This window comes from Anaerotruncus sp. AF02-27 (assembly GCF_003465835.1).
GTDB lineage: Bacteria > Bacillota > Clostridia > Oscillospirales > Ruminococcaceae > Anaerotruncus > Anaerotruncus rubiinfantis.
The window spans coordinates 220,039-235,080 of record NZ_QSBX01000001.1 but is presented as its reverse complement, the minus strand read 5'-3'; the positions used below and the strand labels follow the sequence as shown (position 1 = coordinate 235,080).

At 55.0% G+C, this 15,042-nt stretch carries 18 protein-coding genes; 11 read left to right on the top strand and 7 right to left on the bottom strand.

The window, feature by feature from the left end; genetic code table 11:
- Positions 1-219: 219 nt before the first annotated feature.
- Both DWV16_RS19785 and DWV16_RS01195 read left to right on the top strand, forming a co-directional pair.
- Entirely contained in the window at positions 220-1,566 is a 1,347-nt protein-coding gene (locus DWV16_RS19785; protein WP_118477594.1) for a cytochrome c biogenesis protein CcdA, read from the top strand.
- A gap of 9 nt (positions 1,567-1,575) precedes the next feature.
- Entirely contained in the window at positions 1,576-1,755 is a 180-nt protein-coding gene (locus DWV16_RS01195; RefSeq protein ID WP_066457165.1) for a hypothetical protein, read from the top strand.
- Positions 1,756-1,862: 107 nt separating this feature from the next.
- On the opposite strand, the gene DWV16_RS01190 is transcribed toward DWV16_RS01195, so the two are convergent.
- Positions 1,863-3,203: a sensor histidine kinase gene (locus DWV16_RS01190; RefSeq protein WP_066457168.1), complete on the bottom strand. Its 1,341-nt coding sequence runs from the start codon at positions 3,201-3,203 to the stop codon at positions 1,863-1,865.
- Positions 3,200-3,928 (bottom strand): LytTR family DNA-binding domain-containing protein, encoded by a 729-nt coding sequence (locus DWV16_RS01185; RefSeq protein WP_066457171.1) that lies wholly within the window; start codon positions 3,926-3,928, stop codon positions 3,200-3,202. Before DWV16_RS01185 ends, DWV16_RS01190 begins: the two co-directional genes overlap by 4 nt.
- A 152-nt stretch (positions 3,929-4,080) precedes the next feature.
- Here DWV16_RS01185 and DWV16_RS01180 point away from each other — a divergent pair, with 152 nt between their 5' ends.
- Both DWV16_RS01180 and DWV16_RS01175 read left to right on the top strand, forming a co-directional pair.
- A complete protein-coding gene (locus tag DWV16_RS01180) occupies positions 4,081-5,019 on the top strand; it encodes an L-lactate dehydrogenase (RefSeq protein ID WP_118477592.1) in 939 nt (312 codons plus the stop codon).
- A 102-nt stretch (positions 5,020-5,121) separates the two neighbouring features.
- The gene (locus DWV16_RS01175; RefSeq protein ID WP_118477591.1) at positions 5,122-5,970 is read left to right on the top strand and encodes an NYN domain-containing protein; all 849 of its coding nucleotides are present in this window, start codon (positions 5,122-5,124) and stop codon (positions 5,968-5,970) included.
- Positions 5,971-6,035: 65 nt separating this feature from the next.
- On the opposite strand, the gene DWV16_RS01170 is transcribed toward DWV16_RS01175, so the two are convergent.
- A complete protein-coding gene (locus tag DWV16_RS01170; RefSeq protein ID WP_118477590.1) occupies positions 6,036-6,329 on the bottom strand; it encodes a DUF6809 family protein in 294 nt (97 codons plus the stop codon).
- Positions 6,330-6,426: 97 nt separating this feature from the next.
- Here DWV16_RS01170 and DWV16_RS01165 point away from each other — a divergent pair, with 97 nt between their 5' ends.
- A complete protein-coding gene (locus DWV16_RS01165) occupies positions 6,427-6,621 on the top strand; it encodes a helix-turn-helix domain-containing protein (protein WP_066457183.1) in 195 nt (64 codons plus the stop codon).
- 116 nt (positions 6,622-6,737) lie between these two features.
- Positions 6,738-6,962 carry a helix-turn-helix domain-containing protein gene (locus tag DWV16_RS01160; RefSeq protein ID WP_066457185.1) on the top strand — a complete coding sequence of 75 codons (225 nt, stop codon included), beginning with the start codon at positions 6,738-6,740 and terminating at the stop codon, positions 6,960-6,962.
- 170 nt (positions 6,963-7,132) lie between these two features.
- Here the strand turns inward: DWV16_RS01160 and spoVAE are convergent, their stop codons facing one another.
- The 4 genes from spoVAE to DWV16_RS01140 form a co-directional block, all read right to left on the bottom strand.
- Positions 7,133-7,498 carry a stage V sporulation protein AE gene (gene spoVAE / locus DWV16_RS01155; RefSeq protein WP_066457187.1) on the bottom strand — a complete coding sequence of 122 codons (366 nt, stop codon included), beginning with the start codon at positions 7,496-7,498 and terminating at the stop codon, positions 7,133-7,135.
- Entirely contained in the window at positions 7,498-7,917 is a 420-nt protein-coding gene (locus DWV16_RS01150; RefSeq protein WP_079988189.1) for a hypothetical protein, read from the bottom strand. The genes spoVAE and DWV16_RS01150 overlap by 1 nt, the downstream gene beginning before the upstream one ends.
- A gap of 17 nt (positions 7,918-7,934) precedes the next feature.
- Positions 7,935-9,629: a recombinase family protein gene (locus tag DWV16_RS01145; protein ID WP_118477589.1), complete on the bottom strand. Its 1,695-nt coding sequence runs from the start codon at positions 9,627-9,629 to the stop codon at positions 7,935-7,937.
- A gap of 106 nt (positions 9,630-9,735) precedes the next feature.
- Positions 9,736-9,975: a DUF6870 family protein gene (locus DWV16_RS01140; protein ID WP_066457193.1), complete on the bottom strand. Its 240-nt coding sequence runs from the start codon at positions 9,973-9,975 to the stop codon at positions 9,736-9,738.
- Positions 9,976-10,283: 308 nt separating this feature from the next.
- On the opposite strand from DWV16_RS01140, the gene DWV16_RS01135 reads away from it, so the two are divergent.
- From DWV16_RS01135 to DWV16_RS01115, 5 genes are all read left to right on the top strand, one after another.
- On the top strand, positions 10,284-11,576 hold the full coding sequence (locus DWV16_RS01135) for an urea ABC transporter substrate-binding protein (RefSeq protein ID WP_199719749.1): 1,293 nt from the start codon (positions 10,284-10,286) through the stop codon (positions 11,574-11,576).
- A gap of 106 nt (positions 11,577-11,682) precedes the next feature.
- On the top strand, positions 11,683-12,561 hold the full coding sequence (locus tag DWV16_RS01130) for a branched-chain amino acid ABC transporter permease (protein WP_118477588.1): 879 nt from the start codon (positions 11,683-11,685) through the stop codon (positions 12,559-12,561).
- A 6-nt stretch (positions 12,562-12,567) separates the two neighbouring features.
- The gene (locus tag DWV16_RS01125) at positions 12,568-13,605 is read left to right on the top strand and encodes an urea ABC transporter permease (protein ID WP_066457198.1); all 1,038 of its coding nucleotides are present in this window, start codon (positions 12,568-12,570) and stop codon (positions 13,603-13,605) included.
- Entirely contained in the window at positions 13,602-14,315 is a 714-nt protein-coding gene (locus DWV16_RS01120; RefSeq protein WP_118477587.1) for an ABC transporter ATP-binding protein, read from the top strand. The genes DWV16_RS01125 and DWV16_RS01120 overlap by 4 nt, the downstream gene beginning before the upstream one ends.
- 28 nt (positions 14,316-14,343) lie before the next feature.
- Positions 14,344-15,042 carry an ABC transporter ATP-binding protein gene (locus DWV16_RS01115; protein ID WP_066457204.1) on the top strand — a complete coding sequence of 233 codons (699 nt, stop codon included), beginning with the start codon at positions 14,344-14,346 and terminating at the stop codon, positions 15,040-15,042.

The following is a 15,042-nucleotide window of genomic DNA, read 5'->3' as shown; positions in this document are numbered from 1 at the left end:
GCGGAAAATGTGTTCTTATATTTGCAGCATATCACGACCGCAGCCGAATCGCTTTGCGCTTATTATGCGTTTATTATATCACAAATTCGGTTTTCCTGCTTGCGTAGGCGCACAATTTACAAATTGGAAACAACATCGCAATGAATTAATCTTGACTTTATTGGTATAGTTTGCTAACTTTTAACTAGAACAGCATATAAATTTGAAGGAGGCAAAGAAATGGCCAACCTTGTATCCACCCAGAACATCAGCTTTCTGCTCGTATTCGCGGAAGGCCTCCTGTCTTTTTTCTCCCCGTGCGTGATTCCGCTGATACCAGTTTATGTAAGCTATCTGGCGGGCAGCGCGGAAAAAGGCCCGGATGGGCAGCCAGTCTATGCCCGCGGCCGCACACTTTGGCATACTGTCTGTTTTGTGCTCGGAATTTCGTTTGCCTTCTTTCTGCTGGGAATGTCGTTTTCGGCGCTTGGGCAGTTTTTGGGCGGGCATAAAACCCTCCTCACCCGCATCGGAGGCGTCATTATCCTGCTGCTGGGCCTGGTGCAGATCGGCTTCTTTGAACTGAAATTTTTGCAGCGGGAACGGCGGTTCCATCTGAATCTTGCAGGCAAAAAGGTCAGTCCGGTTATGGCCTTTGTCATGGGATTCACCTTCAGTTTCGCCTGGACGCCCTGTGTGGGTCCGGCGCTTTCATCCGTGCTAATCCTCGCGTCAGGTGCAAAATCCGCGCTGGTGGGCAATCTGCTCGTGCTGGTCTACGCGGCCGGGTTTGTCATCCCATTTTTACTTTTGGGACTGTTCACCGCGCAGGCGCTCACCTTCCTGGAACGCAACCGCAAACTGATGAAATATACCATCAAGGCGGGAGGCGTGATCCTGATCCTCATTGGGATCATGACCTTTACCGGTTGGATGAATGGTATCAGCAGCTACCTCAATTCCTTTGGCGGCGCCAATGTCCCGCAGGCGTCCTCCTCGCAGGCGGTGGAACCGCCGCAGCCTGCGCCGTCCGAATCCGCTGCGTCCAGTGAATCCGCCGAACCGGTGCCGGCGTCCTCCGGCGCCTCGGGCGTGGCTCCGGCTTCCGAACCGGAGCCGGAAGCCTTCCCGGCGTTCGATTTCACGCTGACCGACCAGTATGGCAATACCCACACCCTTTCGGATTACAAGGGGAAAGTGGTGTTTTTGAACTTCTGGGCAACCTGGTGCCCTCCTTGCCGGCAGGAGATGCCTCATATTGAGGAGCTTTACAATGAATTGGGCATGAACCAGGAGGATGTGGTATTTTTGGGCGTTGCCAACCCCAAGACCGACAGCTTCCCGCACAATCAGGATGTGACGGTCGAAGAAGTCAAACAGTTCCTCACCGACAACGGCTATACATTTCCGACCGTGATGGATGAAACCGGAAAGGTATTCGGGGATTATATGATCAATGCGTTCCCAACCACCTTCATGATCGACCGGGACGGCAACATCTATGGATATGTCCCCGGCGCGCTCAGCAAGGAGATCATGCAGAATATCATTGACCAGACGTTGGAGGCTGTGCCCGCGCAGGGATAAAACGGCAGCGTGGAACGGTTTTTGCCGTTCCACGCTGATTTTCCGGATAAAAAGGAACCACCGTTTCGCTATCCGGACGAAACGGTGGTTTGGAACTTTGACAGCACCCATGTGACAATCGAAAGGGAAACGATCTATGGGTTGATGAACAAAGCGATTGCCTATTTCAGTAAAGAAACCCTTGGTTGATTTCCTTGACTGTAGTATACCCAATCTGAGTGGCTTTATGTCAAAAATTGTTCCGAATTGCATAAATTTTGTTCCCAATTGCATCAGCCTGTCCGAAGCAGGAAAAATTAACCGGTGGCCGCGCAGAAATGCAGCTTCACGGTAAAAATCCCGGCCGGATCGATTTCGATTTGCATAAAGCCGCCGGTGCTTTCAATGAGCTGCCGGGTGGAGGAAAGCCCCACCCCGTGCTGGGAAGGGTCCTGCTTATCGGTGAGCGGCAGCCCGTCCTGCAGTTCGATTTTGCCGGAAAAGGTGTTGCGGATCTGCACGGTGATCCAATCGGGACTCACCACGCTGTCCAACTTGATGAAACGGTTCTGTGCTTCACATTTTTCACAGGCCTCATAAGCGTTGTCCACCAGGTTGCCGAAGATCCGGCAGAGTTCGAGATCTCCAAGCCCGATGCGTTCCGGCAGGTTTACCAGCGCCGAGAAATCGATCCCTTTCTCCCGGCATCGCCCAGCGCATTCCTGCAGGATCGCGTCGACCACCACGTGGTTTGCATAGCGGGTGTATCGCAGCGAGCTTTCCATCTCGTCATCCATCTGTCCGAGCAGATCGAGCGCCTTCTGGTCCGCGCCTGCGCGCAAAAGTGCACGGGCGGTCTGCACCATATGGCGGTAGTCGTGCTTGAAGGCGCGCAGATCATTCACATATTTGGTGTATTGCTGGTAATGGACCACCTGGCGCTGGAGCTGTTTCTCCGTCTGGCGGGTTTTGAGCTCGTACTCGATATAGGAGCTGACATCCACCGCATACCAGAACACCATCAGGAAAGCCGCCATGGAGATCACACTGGTGATGAGATGGAACCACGGGATCCAGATGCCGGAAAATCGATCCGCATAGACATAGCTTTCGAGCAGCAGATAACCGAACAACAGGTACAGGCAGGTACAGACCAGCCGGCGCTGGTCTGTGCAGCGAAAGAGCAGGTGGATGCGTTCATACGGCATCCATTTCCCGATCAGGCAAAGCAGGAGGATGCAGACCAGCAGCGCCAGCAGCAGCGAGACATCATAAGAAAGATTGTCATTCACCACGTCATACATGGTCGTCCCGCGAACCAGTGCGAACAGTGGGATCAGAACCCCATGCGCGCACAGCAGAAGGAATGGCCCGTAGCCGCACGCAAGCAACAACAGGGACGGAAAGCCGGTGCGCAGCAGAAAGAAATAATCGGCGGCAAGCAGGACGGTAAAGATCACATAGATGAAAAAGATGGCGAGATCCAGCCAGAGGAAGACCCCAAGCGTGACAATGTTGACAAACGCGAGGCCCAAAAGCAGCGCCGGCCGTTTTTTCTGGGTGGGCAGGCAATTCTGAACATAGCCGTTGATCAATAGGTTGAGGGTCAAAAAACCGCAAAGCAGCAGTCCATAAAGCAGAAAGAGGCCCGGTTTCATAATCCGCCTCCTGTGGACAGGAAGCGGGAGAGCACTTCCTTAACATTTTTGATGTGGGTGCGTCCCAGCGGGACCGTTTCTCCGGAGGTCAGCAGGATGTCCTCCTGTCCAAGCCGCCGGATGCGCGCCAGGTTTACCAGAAACGCGCGGTGGGTGCGCACAAAGCCGCGCGGCAGAAGCCGTCCCTCCAGTTCGCTCATACTCGAATAGAAATCGAAGGTGCCTCCGTCGTAATGAACGGTGACGATTCGTTTGGTGACTTCAAAATAGGTGATTTCCCGAATGGGGATGGCCATGCGTTCGGCGCCGCGTTCACAGTCGAACAGCTCGGCGGATTCCTGCCTGGAAAGGCTGGCCGCCCGCAGGAAAACCTCCTCAAACTTTTCGATGGAGGTGTCGCCTTTGAGCAGGTACTGCAGCGGTGAAACGTCGAAGCTTTCAAAGACGTATTCGCGTGCGTTGGTCAGGAAGATGATCTGCGCGCGGCAGCCGGACGACCGCAGCTTTTTGGCGGCTTCGATGCCGTTGAGCCTATCCATCTGCACATCGAGATACAGGATGTCCACCCCAAACTGGATATCGTCCAACGCAAAAAGCAGCTGTTCCGCATTCCCAAAACAGCTGAGCTTATATTCCATGCGGTGTTTTTCCGCAAGCTGTGCAAGCAGTTCCTTATACCGGGAGATGATCGCGGGATCGTCATCGCAGAGCACGATATGAAGCATCTGGAAGAACCTCCAAAAACAGGATACCATATTTGAAAATATTTTAGCACAAAATCTATCGGATGAACAGCCCTGCCCGCCGGATTGCTTCAATTCGCGCGGACAAATGGGCATGATAATGGCAAAAGGAACTTTTGAAAGGAGCATTTTACATGAATCTGCAAAAATGCGGGATTATCGGCTGCGGGGCAGTCGGCGCGACAACAGCCTATACCTTGGTGAAAAGCGGGCTTTTTTCCGAACTGGTACTGCTCGACGTGAACCGGAAAAAGGCCGAGGGAGAAGCGATGGACATCGCGCACAGCGTGCCGTTTGTGCGTCCCGTAGAGGTGTATGCCGGGGACTATCCGGATCTTGCGGACTGCGGGATGATCATTTTGGCGGCAGGCGCGAACCAGGCGCCGGGCGAGACCCGCATCGACCTGGTGCGGAAAAATGCGAAAATTTTCGGCCAGATCATTCCGGAACTTGTCCGTCATAATACCGACGCGATCCTCCTGGTGGTGACCAACCCGGTCGATATCCTCACCCAAATCACCCTGCGGCTTTCCGGTTTCCCGGCAAACCGGGTGATCGGATCGGGCACCGTGCTCGACACTGCCCGGCTCAAATACCTGCTCGGCGGAAAGCTTGGGGTCGATCCGCGCAACATCCACGCCTTCATCATTGGGGAACACGGCGACACCGAGCTGCCGGTTTGGTCTTCCGCGAATGTATCGGGCATCGATCTTACCGATTTCTGCAAAAGCTTCGGCGTCTGCGAGGACCTCTCCTGCATGAACGATATCTACGAGGATGTCAAAAACAGCGCCTACCAGATCATCGAGCGCAAGGGCGCGACCTTCTATGCGGTCGCGGCCGCCATCCAGCGCATCTGTGAGGCAATCGTCCGGGATGAAAATTCGGTTCTGCCGGTTTCAAGCCTGGTGGACGGGCATTACGGACTGCACGGACTCTGCCTGGGCCTGCCCGCAATCGTTGGGCGCAGCGGTGTGAAGCGGATTCTCGACTTTCCGCTGAGCGCGACCGAGCAGGCCGCGCTGCGGCATTCGGCCGATACGCTCAAGTCGGTGCTCGAGACGCTCGACTGACCTGCAACAAAAAAGGTTCGCCTTCGACCGGGGAATATGTTATACTGTGCCTATGAGATGCGTGCTCACAGCAGCAACCAAACAGACAGGAAGTGACCATTTATGGCCAGCGACAAGAAATTTGCGGTTTTGATTGACGCGGACAATATTTCGGACAAGTATATCAAGATCATCCTCGACGAGATTTCAAACGACGGGATCGCCACCTACAAGCGTATCTACGGCGATTGGACCAAGCCCGCGCTCAACTCGTGGAAGAACGTGCTGCTTGACAATTCGATCACTCCGATCCAGCAGTATGGCTATACGGTCGGCAAAAATTCCACCGACTCCTCACTCATTATCGACGCAATGGATATTCTCTATACAGACAAGGTGGATGGCTTCTGCATTGTTTCGTCGGACAGTGATTTCACCCGGCTTGCAGCGCGGCTGCGTGAATCCGCCATGGAAGTGGTGGGTATGGGTGAGCGCAAAACCCCCAAGCCTTTCATTGCCGCCTGCAACCGGTTTAAGTATCTTGACATCCTCTACGAAACGGCTACCGCCCAGAAACAGCCAAAACAGAAACCTGCGGCAGAAAAGCCTCCCATGAAGGTACAGCCCGAAAAGCCGGAAAAAGTGGAAAAGGCCGCCCGCTTCAAATCTGCGGAACCGGCGGAACCGGTTCGGGTCGCGCCGCCTGCCAAGCAGGAAGAAAAGGAGATGACCAACCTCGATACGATCAAAGCGGCGATCCGCACCATCGTTACCGAGAATTCGGACGAGGATGACTGGATGTTCATCGGCACCATCGGAAACCTGCTCGTTAAACGCTATCCGGACTTCGATGTGCGCAACTTCGGTTTTAACAAGCTCACCCCGTTTGTCGAATCGCTCGACATGTTTGATATTAAAAGCGTACGTACCCATGACAGCAGCGTGAAACTCATCTATGTCAAGATGAAGTGACTTTGCGTTGCGCCGCAAATGCACGCTTTTGCGCCCTGCGCGTGCCCGGGTCCCATGGTTAAATTTTAAAAAATGTCGGCAAGGCATCCGTCCCTGCTGTCCAGTGCCTCAAACGCCAGCCGTGTGCCCAGACGAAACCCATTCACGAACGCTTCGAGCGACCCTTCCGCGTCGATTTCATTGTAAAGCGCGCTGAAGTCGGCAAAGAGCGACAGCTCTTTGCCGTCGAGCAGCTCCATCAGCTTGGTCTCGCAGTCGGACATCCGCTCAACCTTGCGCGCGTATGCCGTTTGCGGTCTGATCAGTTTTACACTCGGATTGAGATTGCCGTAGTACAGCTCTTCAATGGTGGAACGCATAAAATCATCTTCCAATATTTTTACTTATTCTACTGCAATTTGCAGTAGAAGTCAATACCGCAATTTGCGGTATTGTATAGTGTATTGGGTGATGATTATGTATCAAAGGATTAAAGATTTAAGAGAAGATGCAGACTTAACGCAAAAACAAATCGCACAGATGTTAAATTGCTCTCAGCAGGTTTACAGCAATTATGAACTTGGTCAACGGGATATTCCGACGGACATTTTAATTAAGCTTTCGGAAATCTATCATGTTTCCGTGGGATATATCCTGGGTGTAGAAGATTAAGAAGGCCGCTTGTTTTTAAATTTTATTATTGCACTAGAAATAGTGCGATAATATCATGAAAAGCTGTTAATACCAATATGTAAATTGCACTAAAATAGGTGCAAAGGGGTGTTGATATGCAGTCTGAATATGATAAATTGTTTGGGGCAAACCTTCGAAAACTTCGGGAAAGCAAGAAAATGACGCAGGAACAACTGGCATCTAAACTTCAAACGAATGATTGCGATATTACGCGAAGCGCGCTGGCAAAGATTGAAGTTGGTCAGCGTCATATCTACGCATGGGAGATTAAAGCTTTGAAAAATGCGCTAAAAGTTCCATATGAGGAACTGTTTATTTAAAAGGCCGCCGGCGAAGCCGGCGGCCTTTCTATTTCGATATCGCGCGCACGGGGCCGCGGGGTGTCCCCGCGTGTCTTTCTTTGGTTCCTTTCTTGGACAAGCAAGAAAGGAACCCTGCGGAGCAATCCCGAGTGCTCGGAGGGCGTATCGTGTGCACGGCGAAACGCGCGTCATTTCTCTTTTGGCTTTGACAGCAACGCACAAATCAAAGAAAAGAACAGCGCGGCGGCAATCCCGGCGGCGGAAGCGGTGAGTCCACCGGTGAGTACGCCGAGCAGGCCATCTTTTTGGATCGCTTCCCGCACGCCTTTGGCAAGCAGATTTCCAAAACCGAGCAGCGGGACCGAAGCGCCCGCGCCTGCGAATTCAACAAGCTTGGGATAGAGCCCGATTCCGCCGAGGATCACGCCCGTGACCACATAGCCGGTCAGGATGCGGGCTGGAGTGAGCTTGGTGTAATCGATGAAGATCTGGCCGATGGCGCAGAGTACGCCGCCCACGAGGAACGCTTTTAGCAGAGGAATAAAAATATCCATTAAAGCACACCTCCCGTCTTTTGGGTTGAGAGATAGACAAGATGCGCGATGGAGGCGATGCTTTCCCCCTGTTGGATGACAGTCGGGCTGAGCAGCGCGCCGGTTGCGATAAACAGGACGTTATTGAGCCTGCCCTGGCGCATGAGCGGGAGAATGTGCCCGCACATGACCGAAGCCGAGCAGCCGCAGCCGCTGCCGCCGGCATGGACATCCTGTTTTTCCAGGTCGTAAAGCATCAGGCCGCAGTCGGTATGCGCGTGCTCCAGATTGTAACCATCTTTGAGGGTGAGTTCCCGCAGGATTTTGGTTCCCACCTTGCCGAGGTCACCGGTGATAATGAGGTCAAAATTTTCTGCATTCGTGCCGGTATCCTGGAAGAATCGGGTTATGGTCTGCGCAGCGGCAGGGGCCGCTGTCATAATAGGACAATCATGGTTCAGGCGGTTTTGTCGTGACCGCCCGGCAGCAGTCCGGGATGGTTTTCCCGGATGTAATCGGATGCTTTTTGATATTCGTCGGTGAATTTGAAACGGATGGTGATTTGTTTGCCCTCATGGACGAGGATACAATCGACCAGTTCCACAAGGATTTCGCGGGTGAGCGTTTGGATATTGCGGTGCCGCAGGAAACTTTTCAGAAAGGCGTTTTGCGAATCCAGTCCGTTTGAAGCCTGCCGCTGCTCCTGTTCGAGCCGGGAGACGGCTTCGGAAAGCTGGCCTGCCCGCGCCTGATAATCTGGCTTCATGGCGTGGTATTCCTCCCGGGTGATGTCCCCGGCTTTCCAGTCCTCATAAAGCGACTGCTTGATTGCTTCCATGCGGGCAAGCTCCCGGCGGGCATCCGCGAGCGCTGCCTCCAAGCGGCCGGACTGCCGTTTGCCGCCAGGCGAACGGTTGATTGCGTCAATGAGCTGATCCATCTCAACCGCGAGTTCAACCTGTTTCTGGATTGACTGGAGCACTGCCGTTTCAAGCTCGTCGGCGCGGATGGTGTGCCGGGTGCAGGCGGACCCGGCGGTCTTTTTGTAGGCGGCGCAATGGTAATAGATGTAGTCGCGGCAGGGCTGGGAAATCCGCTTTTTGACCATCGCCCTGTTGCAGTCGGCACAGCGCAGGAAACCGGAAAAAAGCGAGAGCTGATCGCTTCCGGGCGCGGTGCGGGTGTCGCGGCCAAGCAGGTTCTGCGCCTTATCGAAATCAGCCCGTTCCACAATCGGCTCATGGGTGTTTTCCACCACGATCCAATCCTCCTGTGGAACGCCGGCCGCCTTCTGCACTTTGTAGCTGCGCACCCGGTTGACTCCCTGCACAAGATTGCCGATGTACATCTGGTTTTGCAGGATGCGCCGGACGGTGCGGTCATGCCAGAGCGCGCCGCCGCGGGCGTTTGAGGGGCTGTGGTAGTTAAGCCCGGCCAGCTGTTTATAGGCTGCGGGGCTCGGCACACCGAGGGAGTTGAGCTTACGGGTGATGCCGAGGATACTCATCCCGCCGAGGAACCACCGGTAGATATCGCGGACGGTTTGCGCGGCGGGTTCGTCGGCCAACAGGCGGTTTTTGTTGTCCGGGTCCTTGCGGTAGCCGTAACAGGCGAAGGAACCAATAAAATCCCCGCGCTTGCGCTTCATGTCGAGCGAAGATCGCACCTTGTTGGAGATGTCGCGGCAGTATTCGTCATTGATGATGTTTTTGAACGGGACAATCAGATTGTTCATCGCCTGTGGGTTTTTATAGCTGTCAAGCATGTCGCCCACCGAGATGAACCGCACGTCGAGGAAGGGGAAAATCTGTTCAATGTATTTGCCAACCTCAATGTAATTTCGGCCAAAACGGGAGAGATCTTTGACAATGACGCAGTTGATTTGCTTCTGGCGGATCTTCTCCATCATGCGCGAAAAGCCCGGACGGTCGAAATTGGTGCCGGTGTAACCGTCATCCACATAGACATCCGCGAGCGTGAGTTCCGGTTCGTTTTCCAGATAGGCGCGCAGAAGGCTGCGCTGATTTTGAACGCTGTCGCTTTCCTCTTTGTCGCCGTCTTCCCGCGAAAGCCGGATGTAGAGCGCGGCCTGCCAGCGCTTTGCCGCACAGGCGGCTGTCGTTTGTTCGGTAAATCTGCTTTTACGGGCCATTTCCGGTCTCCTTTCCTGATTGGAAACAGCCTGCGTGCAGAGAAAGGTCCTACTCGGACATTATACCACGCACGGCCGCCGCGCCGCCAGCCGCAGGTTATTCCAATCATTCCAGATTTTGCTTTTTGGCAATCAGAAAGCCCTCCATCCGCTCCTGCAGCGAGGGGCCGTCCGGCAGAAATTCCAGGCCGACGGACACCGGGCCGCACCGATAACGGTAAGGGTCTCCGGCCTGTCCGACAAACCGGGCGATCCGTTCGGGACAGGGGAGGCTTTGGTCAACCGCGAGGTCGGAAAGTTCTGGCAGCTCGCGGGCGGGCGGGCCGCCGAAAGGTTCATTTTTCATGGGACATCCTCCTGTTCTCAGGATAGTTTGAACGGTTTTGCAGGCGTTTAGTCAGCCTTGGACAAAACGGTTCCAGGGGATCTTCACAGGAGGAAAATCTCCTAAATGGGCGGCAAAATGTTCTGCAATTTTTCATAATGGGGCGCGTAAACATAAAATTTTTCGGGGTATCTCGTAAAAATACTTCATTTCCTTTTCAAAACGATTCCCCTATACTGAAAACACAAGATCGTCGCTGGCGTCCGGCGGATTTGCCGGGTGCCCCCGATGAAATGTTGTAAACCAGCCAATTAGGAGGGAAATGAAAAATGAAAAAAGCAGTAAGATCGGTTCTCGCGGCACTTCTCGTCTGCGCCATGATCGCCGGCTGCGGACAGAGCAGCACAGCTCCCGCTTCTTCCACGGCTCCAGCCGCGCCAGCCGCATCGGCAGGCGCTGACAGCGCCGCTCCCGCGCAGTCGGAGGAAGGCCCCATCAAGATTGGTATGCTGGAAGACCTTTCCGGAGACTTTTCCCTTTGCGGAACCTATAAGACCCATGCGATGGAGCTCGCCATCAAAGAACTCAATGAGGCGGGCGGCCTTTTGGGACGTCAGCTCGAGCTGATCGCTCCGGACTGCCAGAGCGACAACCAGCGCTATCAGGAGATGGCCCGCAAACTGATCCTCGACGACCAGGTCGACGTGATTATGGGCGGATTCTCGAGCGCATCCCGCGAAGCGGTCCGCCCGATTATGGAAGAGAACAAGATGCTCTACTTCTATAACAACCAGTATGAAGGCGGCGTCGCAAGCCATTACACCTTCTGTACCGGCGCGATTCCGGAGCACCAGGTCATGCCGCTGATGGAGTACATGATCGAGAACTTTGGCCCGCGTGTCTACACGATCGCCGCGGACTACAACTTCGGCCAGCTCACCGCACAGTGGGTAAAGAAGGCAACCGAGCAGTACGGCGGAGAGATCGTCGGCGAGGAATTCCTGCCGCTGTCGGTTTCGCAGTTCTCCTCCTCGATTGACAAGATCCAGAAGGCTGACCCGGACGTCCTGGTCGTCCTTTTGACCGGCGTCACCCAGTCTTCCTTCTATGGCCAGTGGGCCACCGCCGGCATGGATGTGCCGATCGCTACCACCATCAACATCGCCCAGGGCTATGAGCACAAACGCTTCGATCCGCCGGCATGCGCCAACATGTATGTCACCGCGCAGTTCGTCGAAGAGCTTGACACCCCGGCTGCGGTCGATTTCGTCAAGCGGTTCCATGAGCTCTATCCGGATGAGCCGTACGTTGGCATGGAAGCCGCGGCGCAGTACACCGGTATGATGCTCTACGCGGAAGCGGTCAAAAAGGCCGGCACCACCGAAACCGAAGCGGTTATCGCGGCGCTCGAATCCGGCGTTTCCTATGACGGCCCGGCGGGACTGGTCACCATTTATGGCCCTACCCACCATGCGATCATGGATATCTGGATCGTCTATTCGGATGAAAACCACAATATCAGCTTCAAACAGAAATATGACCAGATCGTGCCGGATTGGCTCGAGAAGGAAAAAGGCGTCGATCTGACCAAGGAATCCCCCAACACGCAGTTCACCCCGTGATGACCCTGCGTAACTGGACCGATATCGTTTTATAACCGGGAAGGCCGGCCTTTGTCCAAATATGCGATGAGGGCCGGTTTTCCGGTTATCAGGGGAGGCAAAAACCGTGCTTAACAGCATTTTCAACTATTTTTATCAGTTTCTGGACAGCTTTTCATTTCTGATCCTCGCGGTTGCGGGGCTCGCGATTATCTTCGGGATGATGGGGATTATCAATCTGGCCCACGGAGAATTCATCATGCTGGGCGCTTACATGTTCACCATATTGGCCAAGGCGTCGGTGCCGCTCTTCCTGGCGGTTATCCTGGGCGCGCTGTTTGTTGGCATGTTCGGCTATGTGGTGGATAAGCTGGTCGTGTCGCAGCTCTATGGCAGGCCGCTCGATTCGGTCGTCGCCACCTGGGGCATCAGCCTGCTTTTGCGGCAGGGAATCCTTATCCTGATGGGGCCGTCACTGCCTGGGCTCACCACCCCGTTGGGAACTTTCGCGGTTGGCGAAAGCACCTATTCGGTCTACCGTATCCTGCTCGGCGTGGTTGCGGTGCTGGTCCTGGTTGGGCTTTACTTTTTGTTTATGCACACCAAATTTGGCCTGCATTCGCGCGCGACCATGCAGGACAATTCGGTCGCGCAGTCGCTTGGGATCAATGCCCGGCGGATGTATTCGACCACCTTCATGCTCGGTTCCGCGCTGGCGGGGCTGTGCGGCGCGCTTTACGCGCCGACCATGACGATCACGCCAACCATGGGGCAGGCGTTCCAGAACGACAGCTTTGTCACAGTCATCGTCGGCGGCGCGGACCCGCTGGTCGGCATGGCGCTTTCGGGCGGTGTGCTCGGCGTGATCCAGAGCGCGCTCTCGCTGTTGTTCGGCACCTTCTTCGGCAAAATGGGCCTTCTTGTCGTGGCAATCATCGTGATCCGCGTATTGCCCAAAGGCTTTTCCGGTCTGGTCGAAAAGCATATGGTGAAAGGCAAGAGGTGATGGTGAATGAAAACGAAATTTAAAGATGCAATCACAACGGAGAATATCTGCGCCGTACTCGTGCTTGTATTTTTTATCGCTTACCCGATTATCAGCAGCGCCTATCAGACGCTCAACATGGCAAACTTCCTGATCACAGTAATTTTGGCGCTGAGCCTTGCGCTGATTTGGGGCTATACGGGGATTTTCTCCTACGCGCAGGCCGCGTTTTACGGCATCGGCGGCTATACATACGCGATTCTCTGCAAAAACTTCACCGATCCGGCGCTGACCCCGCTTTTCCTGATCGGCGGCGTGGTCATGGGATTTCTGGTGGCGCTCTTCCTCGGCTACTTCATGTTCTATGGCGGCGTCAACGACGTATTTGTGGCGCTGGTCACCATGTGCTTTACCCTGGTGCTTGAAACTTTCCTGGCGCAGACCGCAGGTTCAGAATGGCACATCGGAGCGGCGCAGCTTGGTGGATTTAACGGCATCAATGCCGTCACCCCGCTCACAATCGGCACCTTCCCAGTCAAGAACCTGGCGCTCTACATCCTGGCATTGCTGCTGGTCATTGGGATTTATCTGGCGATGCGGATCATGGAGAAACGCAATCTCGGCTACTGCCTGCTTTCGATCCGTGAAAACCGCACCCGCAGCGAGATGTTCGGCTACAACACCGCCTTCGTGCAGATGATGATTTTCGCGGTGAGCGGCGCGATCGCGGGGCTTTCAGGCGTGCTCTACACCTCCTGGGGCGGCTACATCGTGCCGTCGGCGGTCGGCATGACCCAGGCGACCATGCCGGTCGTGCTGGTGGCCGCGGGCGGGCGCAAGAACCCGACCGCAGTGGTCATTTTCACCCTCTTTTACCTGTCGCTTTCCCAGAAGCTCGCAGCGAGCGGCAGCCAGTATTCGCTGGTGCTTTTGGGGCTCATCCTGCTTCTGGTCGTCCTGTTTGTCCCGAAGGGGATCATCCATTCGCTGTTTGAAATTATCGACCGGAAAGTGGTCCTGCCCCTCAAAAACGGCAAAGCGCAGGCGGGAGGTGCCGCAGAATGAAAAACCTGATTGAACTTCAGCACGCGAGCAAGCATTTCGGCGGCCTCAAGGCGGTCGACGACGTCAACCTTTCGGTGGAAGAGGGCGCGCTGCACTGCCTGATCGGGCCGAACGGCGCGGGCAAAACCACCATCTTCAAGCTCATCATGGGCATCTATCCGCCCACGACCGGAAAGGTGATCTTCGACGGGCGGGACATCACCAAAATGCCGACCTATCGCCGCGTGCGGGAGGGGATCAGCATCAAGATGCAGATTCCCGGCGTCTATCTCGACCTCACGCTCTACGACAACATCCGTATCGCCGTGCAGAAATATGTGGACTATAAGCAGATTCCGGCGGAGATCGACCGGCTGATCGAACTGGTCGGTATCCGGGACATCGGAAACCCCCTGGTGCGCAACATGCCGCACGGCCAGCAGCAGTGGCTTGAAATCGCCATGTCGCTCGCTTCAAAGCCGAAGCTTCTGCTGCTCGATGAACCGGCCGCGGGCCTCGGCCCGGAGGAGACCGAGTTCACCGCAAATATCGTGCGCCGGATCAACGAACAGGGCACCACGATCATTTTCATCGACCACGATATGGATTTTGTGGCGCAGATCGCCCGCCGGACGACCGTGCTGCACTATGGAAAGATTTTCGCGGAGGGCACCTTTGAGGAGGTCCACAACAACCAGGACGTCGTCAACATCTACCTGGGCAAGGTATAAATCGGCAGTCACAAAGGACGGTGTTAGTATGTTACGTATTGAGCAGCTCACTTCCGGGTATGGGGAAATCTCCATCATCCGGGATATCTCATTTGAAATCCGCAAGGGCGAAATCGTCTCGGTGATTGGCCGCAACGGCGTGGGCAAAAGCACGCTGATGAAAACGCTGATTGGGCTCATCCGCAATAAATCCGGGAAGATCTATTTTGAGGAAAAGGACATCACCGCCGCCAAGGCGCATGAACGCGCCCAGATGGGTATCGGCTACGTCCCACAGGGGCACGGCGTGTTCCCGCTGTTGAGCGTGGAGGAAAACCTGCGCATGGGTTCGATGATCAACCGCGCGGAACTCGACAAGAGCCTGGACATCGCCTATGAATATTTTCCGCGCCTTGGCGAACGGCGCACCCAGAAGGCGGGCACCCTCTCGGGCGGCGAGCAGGCGATGCTTTCGATCGCCCGCGCGCTGGTCGGACGGCCGAAGTTGATCCTGCTCGACGAGCCTTCGGAGGGCATCCAGCCGAACCTTGCGCAGCAGATCGGTGAAATTGTGCAGCGCTGCAGCCAGGACATGGGCTTTACCATCATGCTCTGTGAACAGCATATGGGTCTTATTCAGCAGGTTTCCCAGCGCTGCTACGCGATCGACAAGGGTACGATTGTCGGCACAGTCGAAGGGGAAGAGATTAAGGACTACAACAAGATCAAAAAATATCTCACAGTATAA

Bases quoted from the DNA above. Each gene is read 5' to 3' on its own strand.
- DWV16_RS19785 (WP_118477594.1), top strand. From the start codon at position 220: ATGGCCAACCTTGTATCCACCCAGAACATCAGCTTTCTGCTCGTATTC.
- DWV16_RS01190 (WP_066457168.1), bottom strand. From the start codon at position 3,203: ATGAAACCGGGCCTCTTTCTGCTTTATGGACTGCTGCTTTGCGGTTTT.
- DWV16_RS01185 (WP_066457171.1), bottom strand. From the start codon at position 3,928: ATGCTTCATATCGTGCTCTGCGATGACGATCCCGCGATCATCTCCCGG.
- DWV16_RS01180 (WP_118477592.1), top strand. From the start codon at position 4,081: ATGAATCTGCAAAAATGCGGGATTATCGGCTGCGGGGCAGTCGGCGCG.
- DWV16_RS01175 (WP_118477591.1), top strand. From the start codon at position 5,122: ATGGCCAGCGACAAGAAATTTGCGGTTTTGATTGACGCGGACAATATT.
- DWV16_RS01170 (WP_118477590.1), bottom strand. From the start codon at position 6,329: ATGCGTTCCACCATTGAAGAGCTGTACTACGGCAATCTCAATCCGAGT.
- DWV16_RS01165 (WP_066457183.1), top strand. From the start codon at position 6,427: ATGTATCAAAGGATTAAAGATTTAAGAGAAGATGCAGACTTAACGCAA.
- DWV16_RS01160 (WP_066457185.1), top strand. From the start codon at position 6,738: ATGCAGTCTGAATATGATAAATTGTTTGGGGCAAACCTTCGAAAACTT.
- spoVAE (WP_066457187.1), bottom strand. From the start codon at position 7,498: ATGGATATTTTTATTCCTCTGCTAAAAGCGTTCCTCGTGGGCGGCGTA.
- DWV16_RS01150 (WP_079988189.1), bottom strand. From the start codon at position 7,917: ATGACAGCGGCCCCTGCCGCTGCGCAGACCATAACCCGATTCTTCCAG.
- DWV16_RS01145 (WP_118477589.1), bottom strand. From the start codon at position 9,629: ATGGCCCGTAAAAGCAGATTTACCGAACAAACGACAGCCGCCTGTGCG.
- DWV16_RS01140 (WP_066457193.1), bottom strand. From the start codon at position 9,975: ATGAAAAATGAACCTTTCGGCGGCCCGCCCGCCCGCGAGCTGCCAGAA.
- DWV16_RS01135 (WP_199719749.1), top strand. From the start codon at position 10,284: ATGAAAAAAGCAGTAAGATCGGTTCTCGCGGCACTTCTCGTCTGCGCC.
- DWV16_RS01125 (WP_066457198.1), top strand. From the start codon at position 12,568: ATGAAAACGAAATTTAAAGATGCAATCACAACGGAGAATATCTGCGCC.
- DWV16_RS01120 (WP_118477587.1), top strand. From the start codon at position 13,602: ATGAAAAACCTGATTGAACTTCAGCACGCGAGCAAGCATTTCGGCGGC.
- DWV16_RS01115 (WP_066457204.1), top strand. From the start codon at position 14,344: ATGTTACGTATTGAGCAGCTCACTTCCGGGTATGGGGAAATCTCCATC.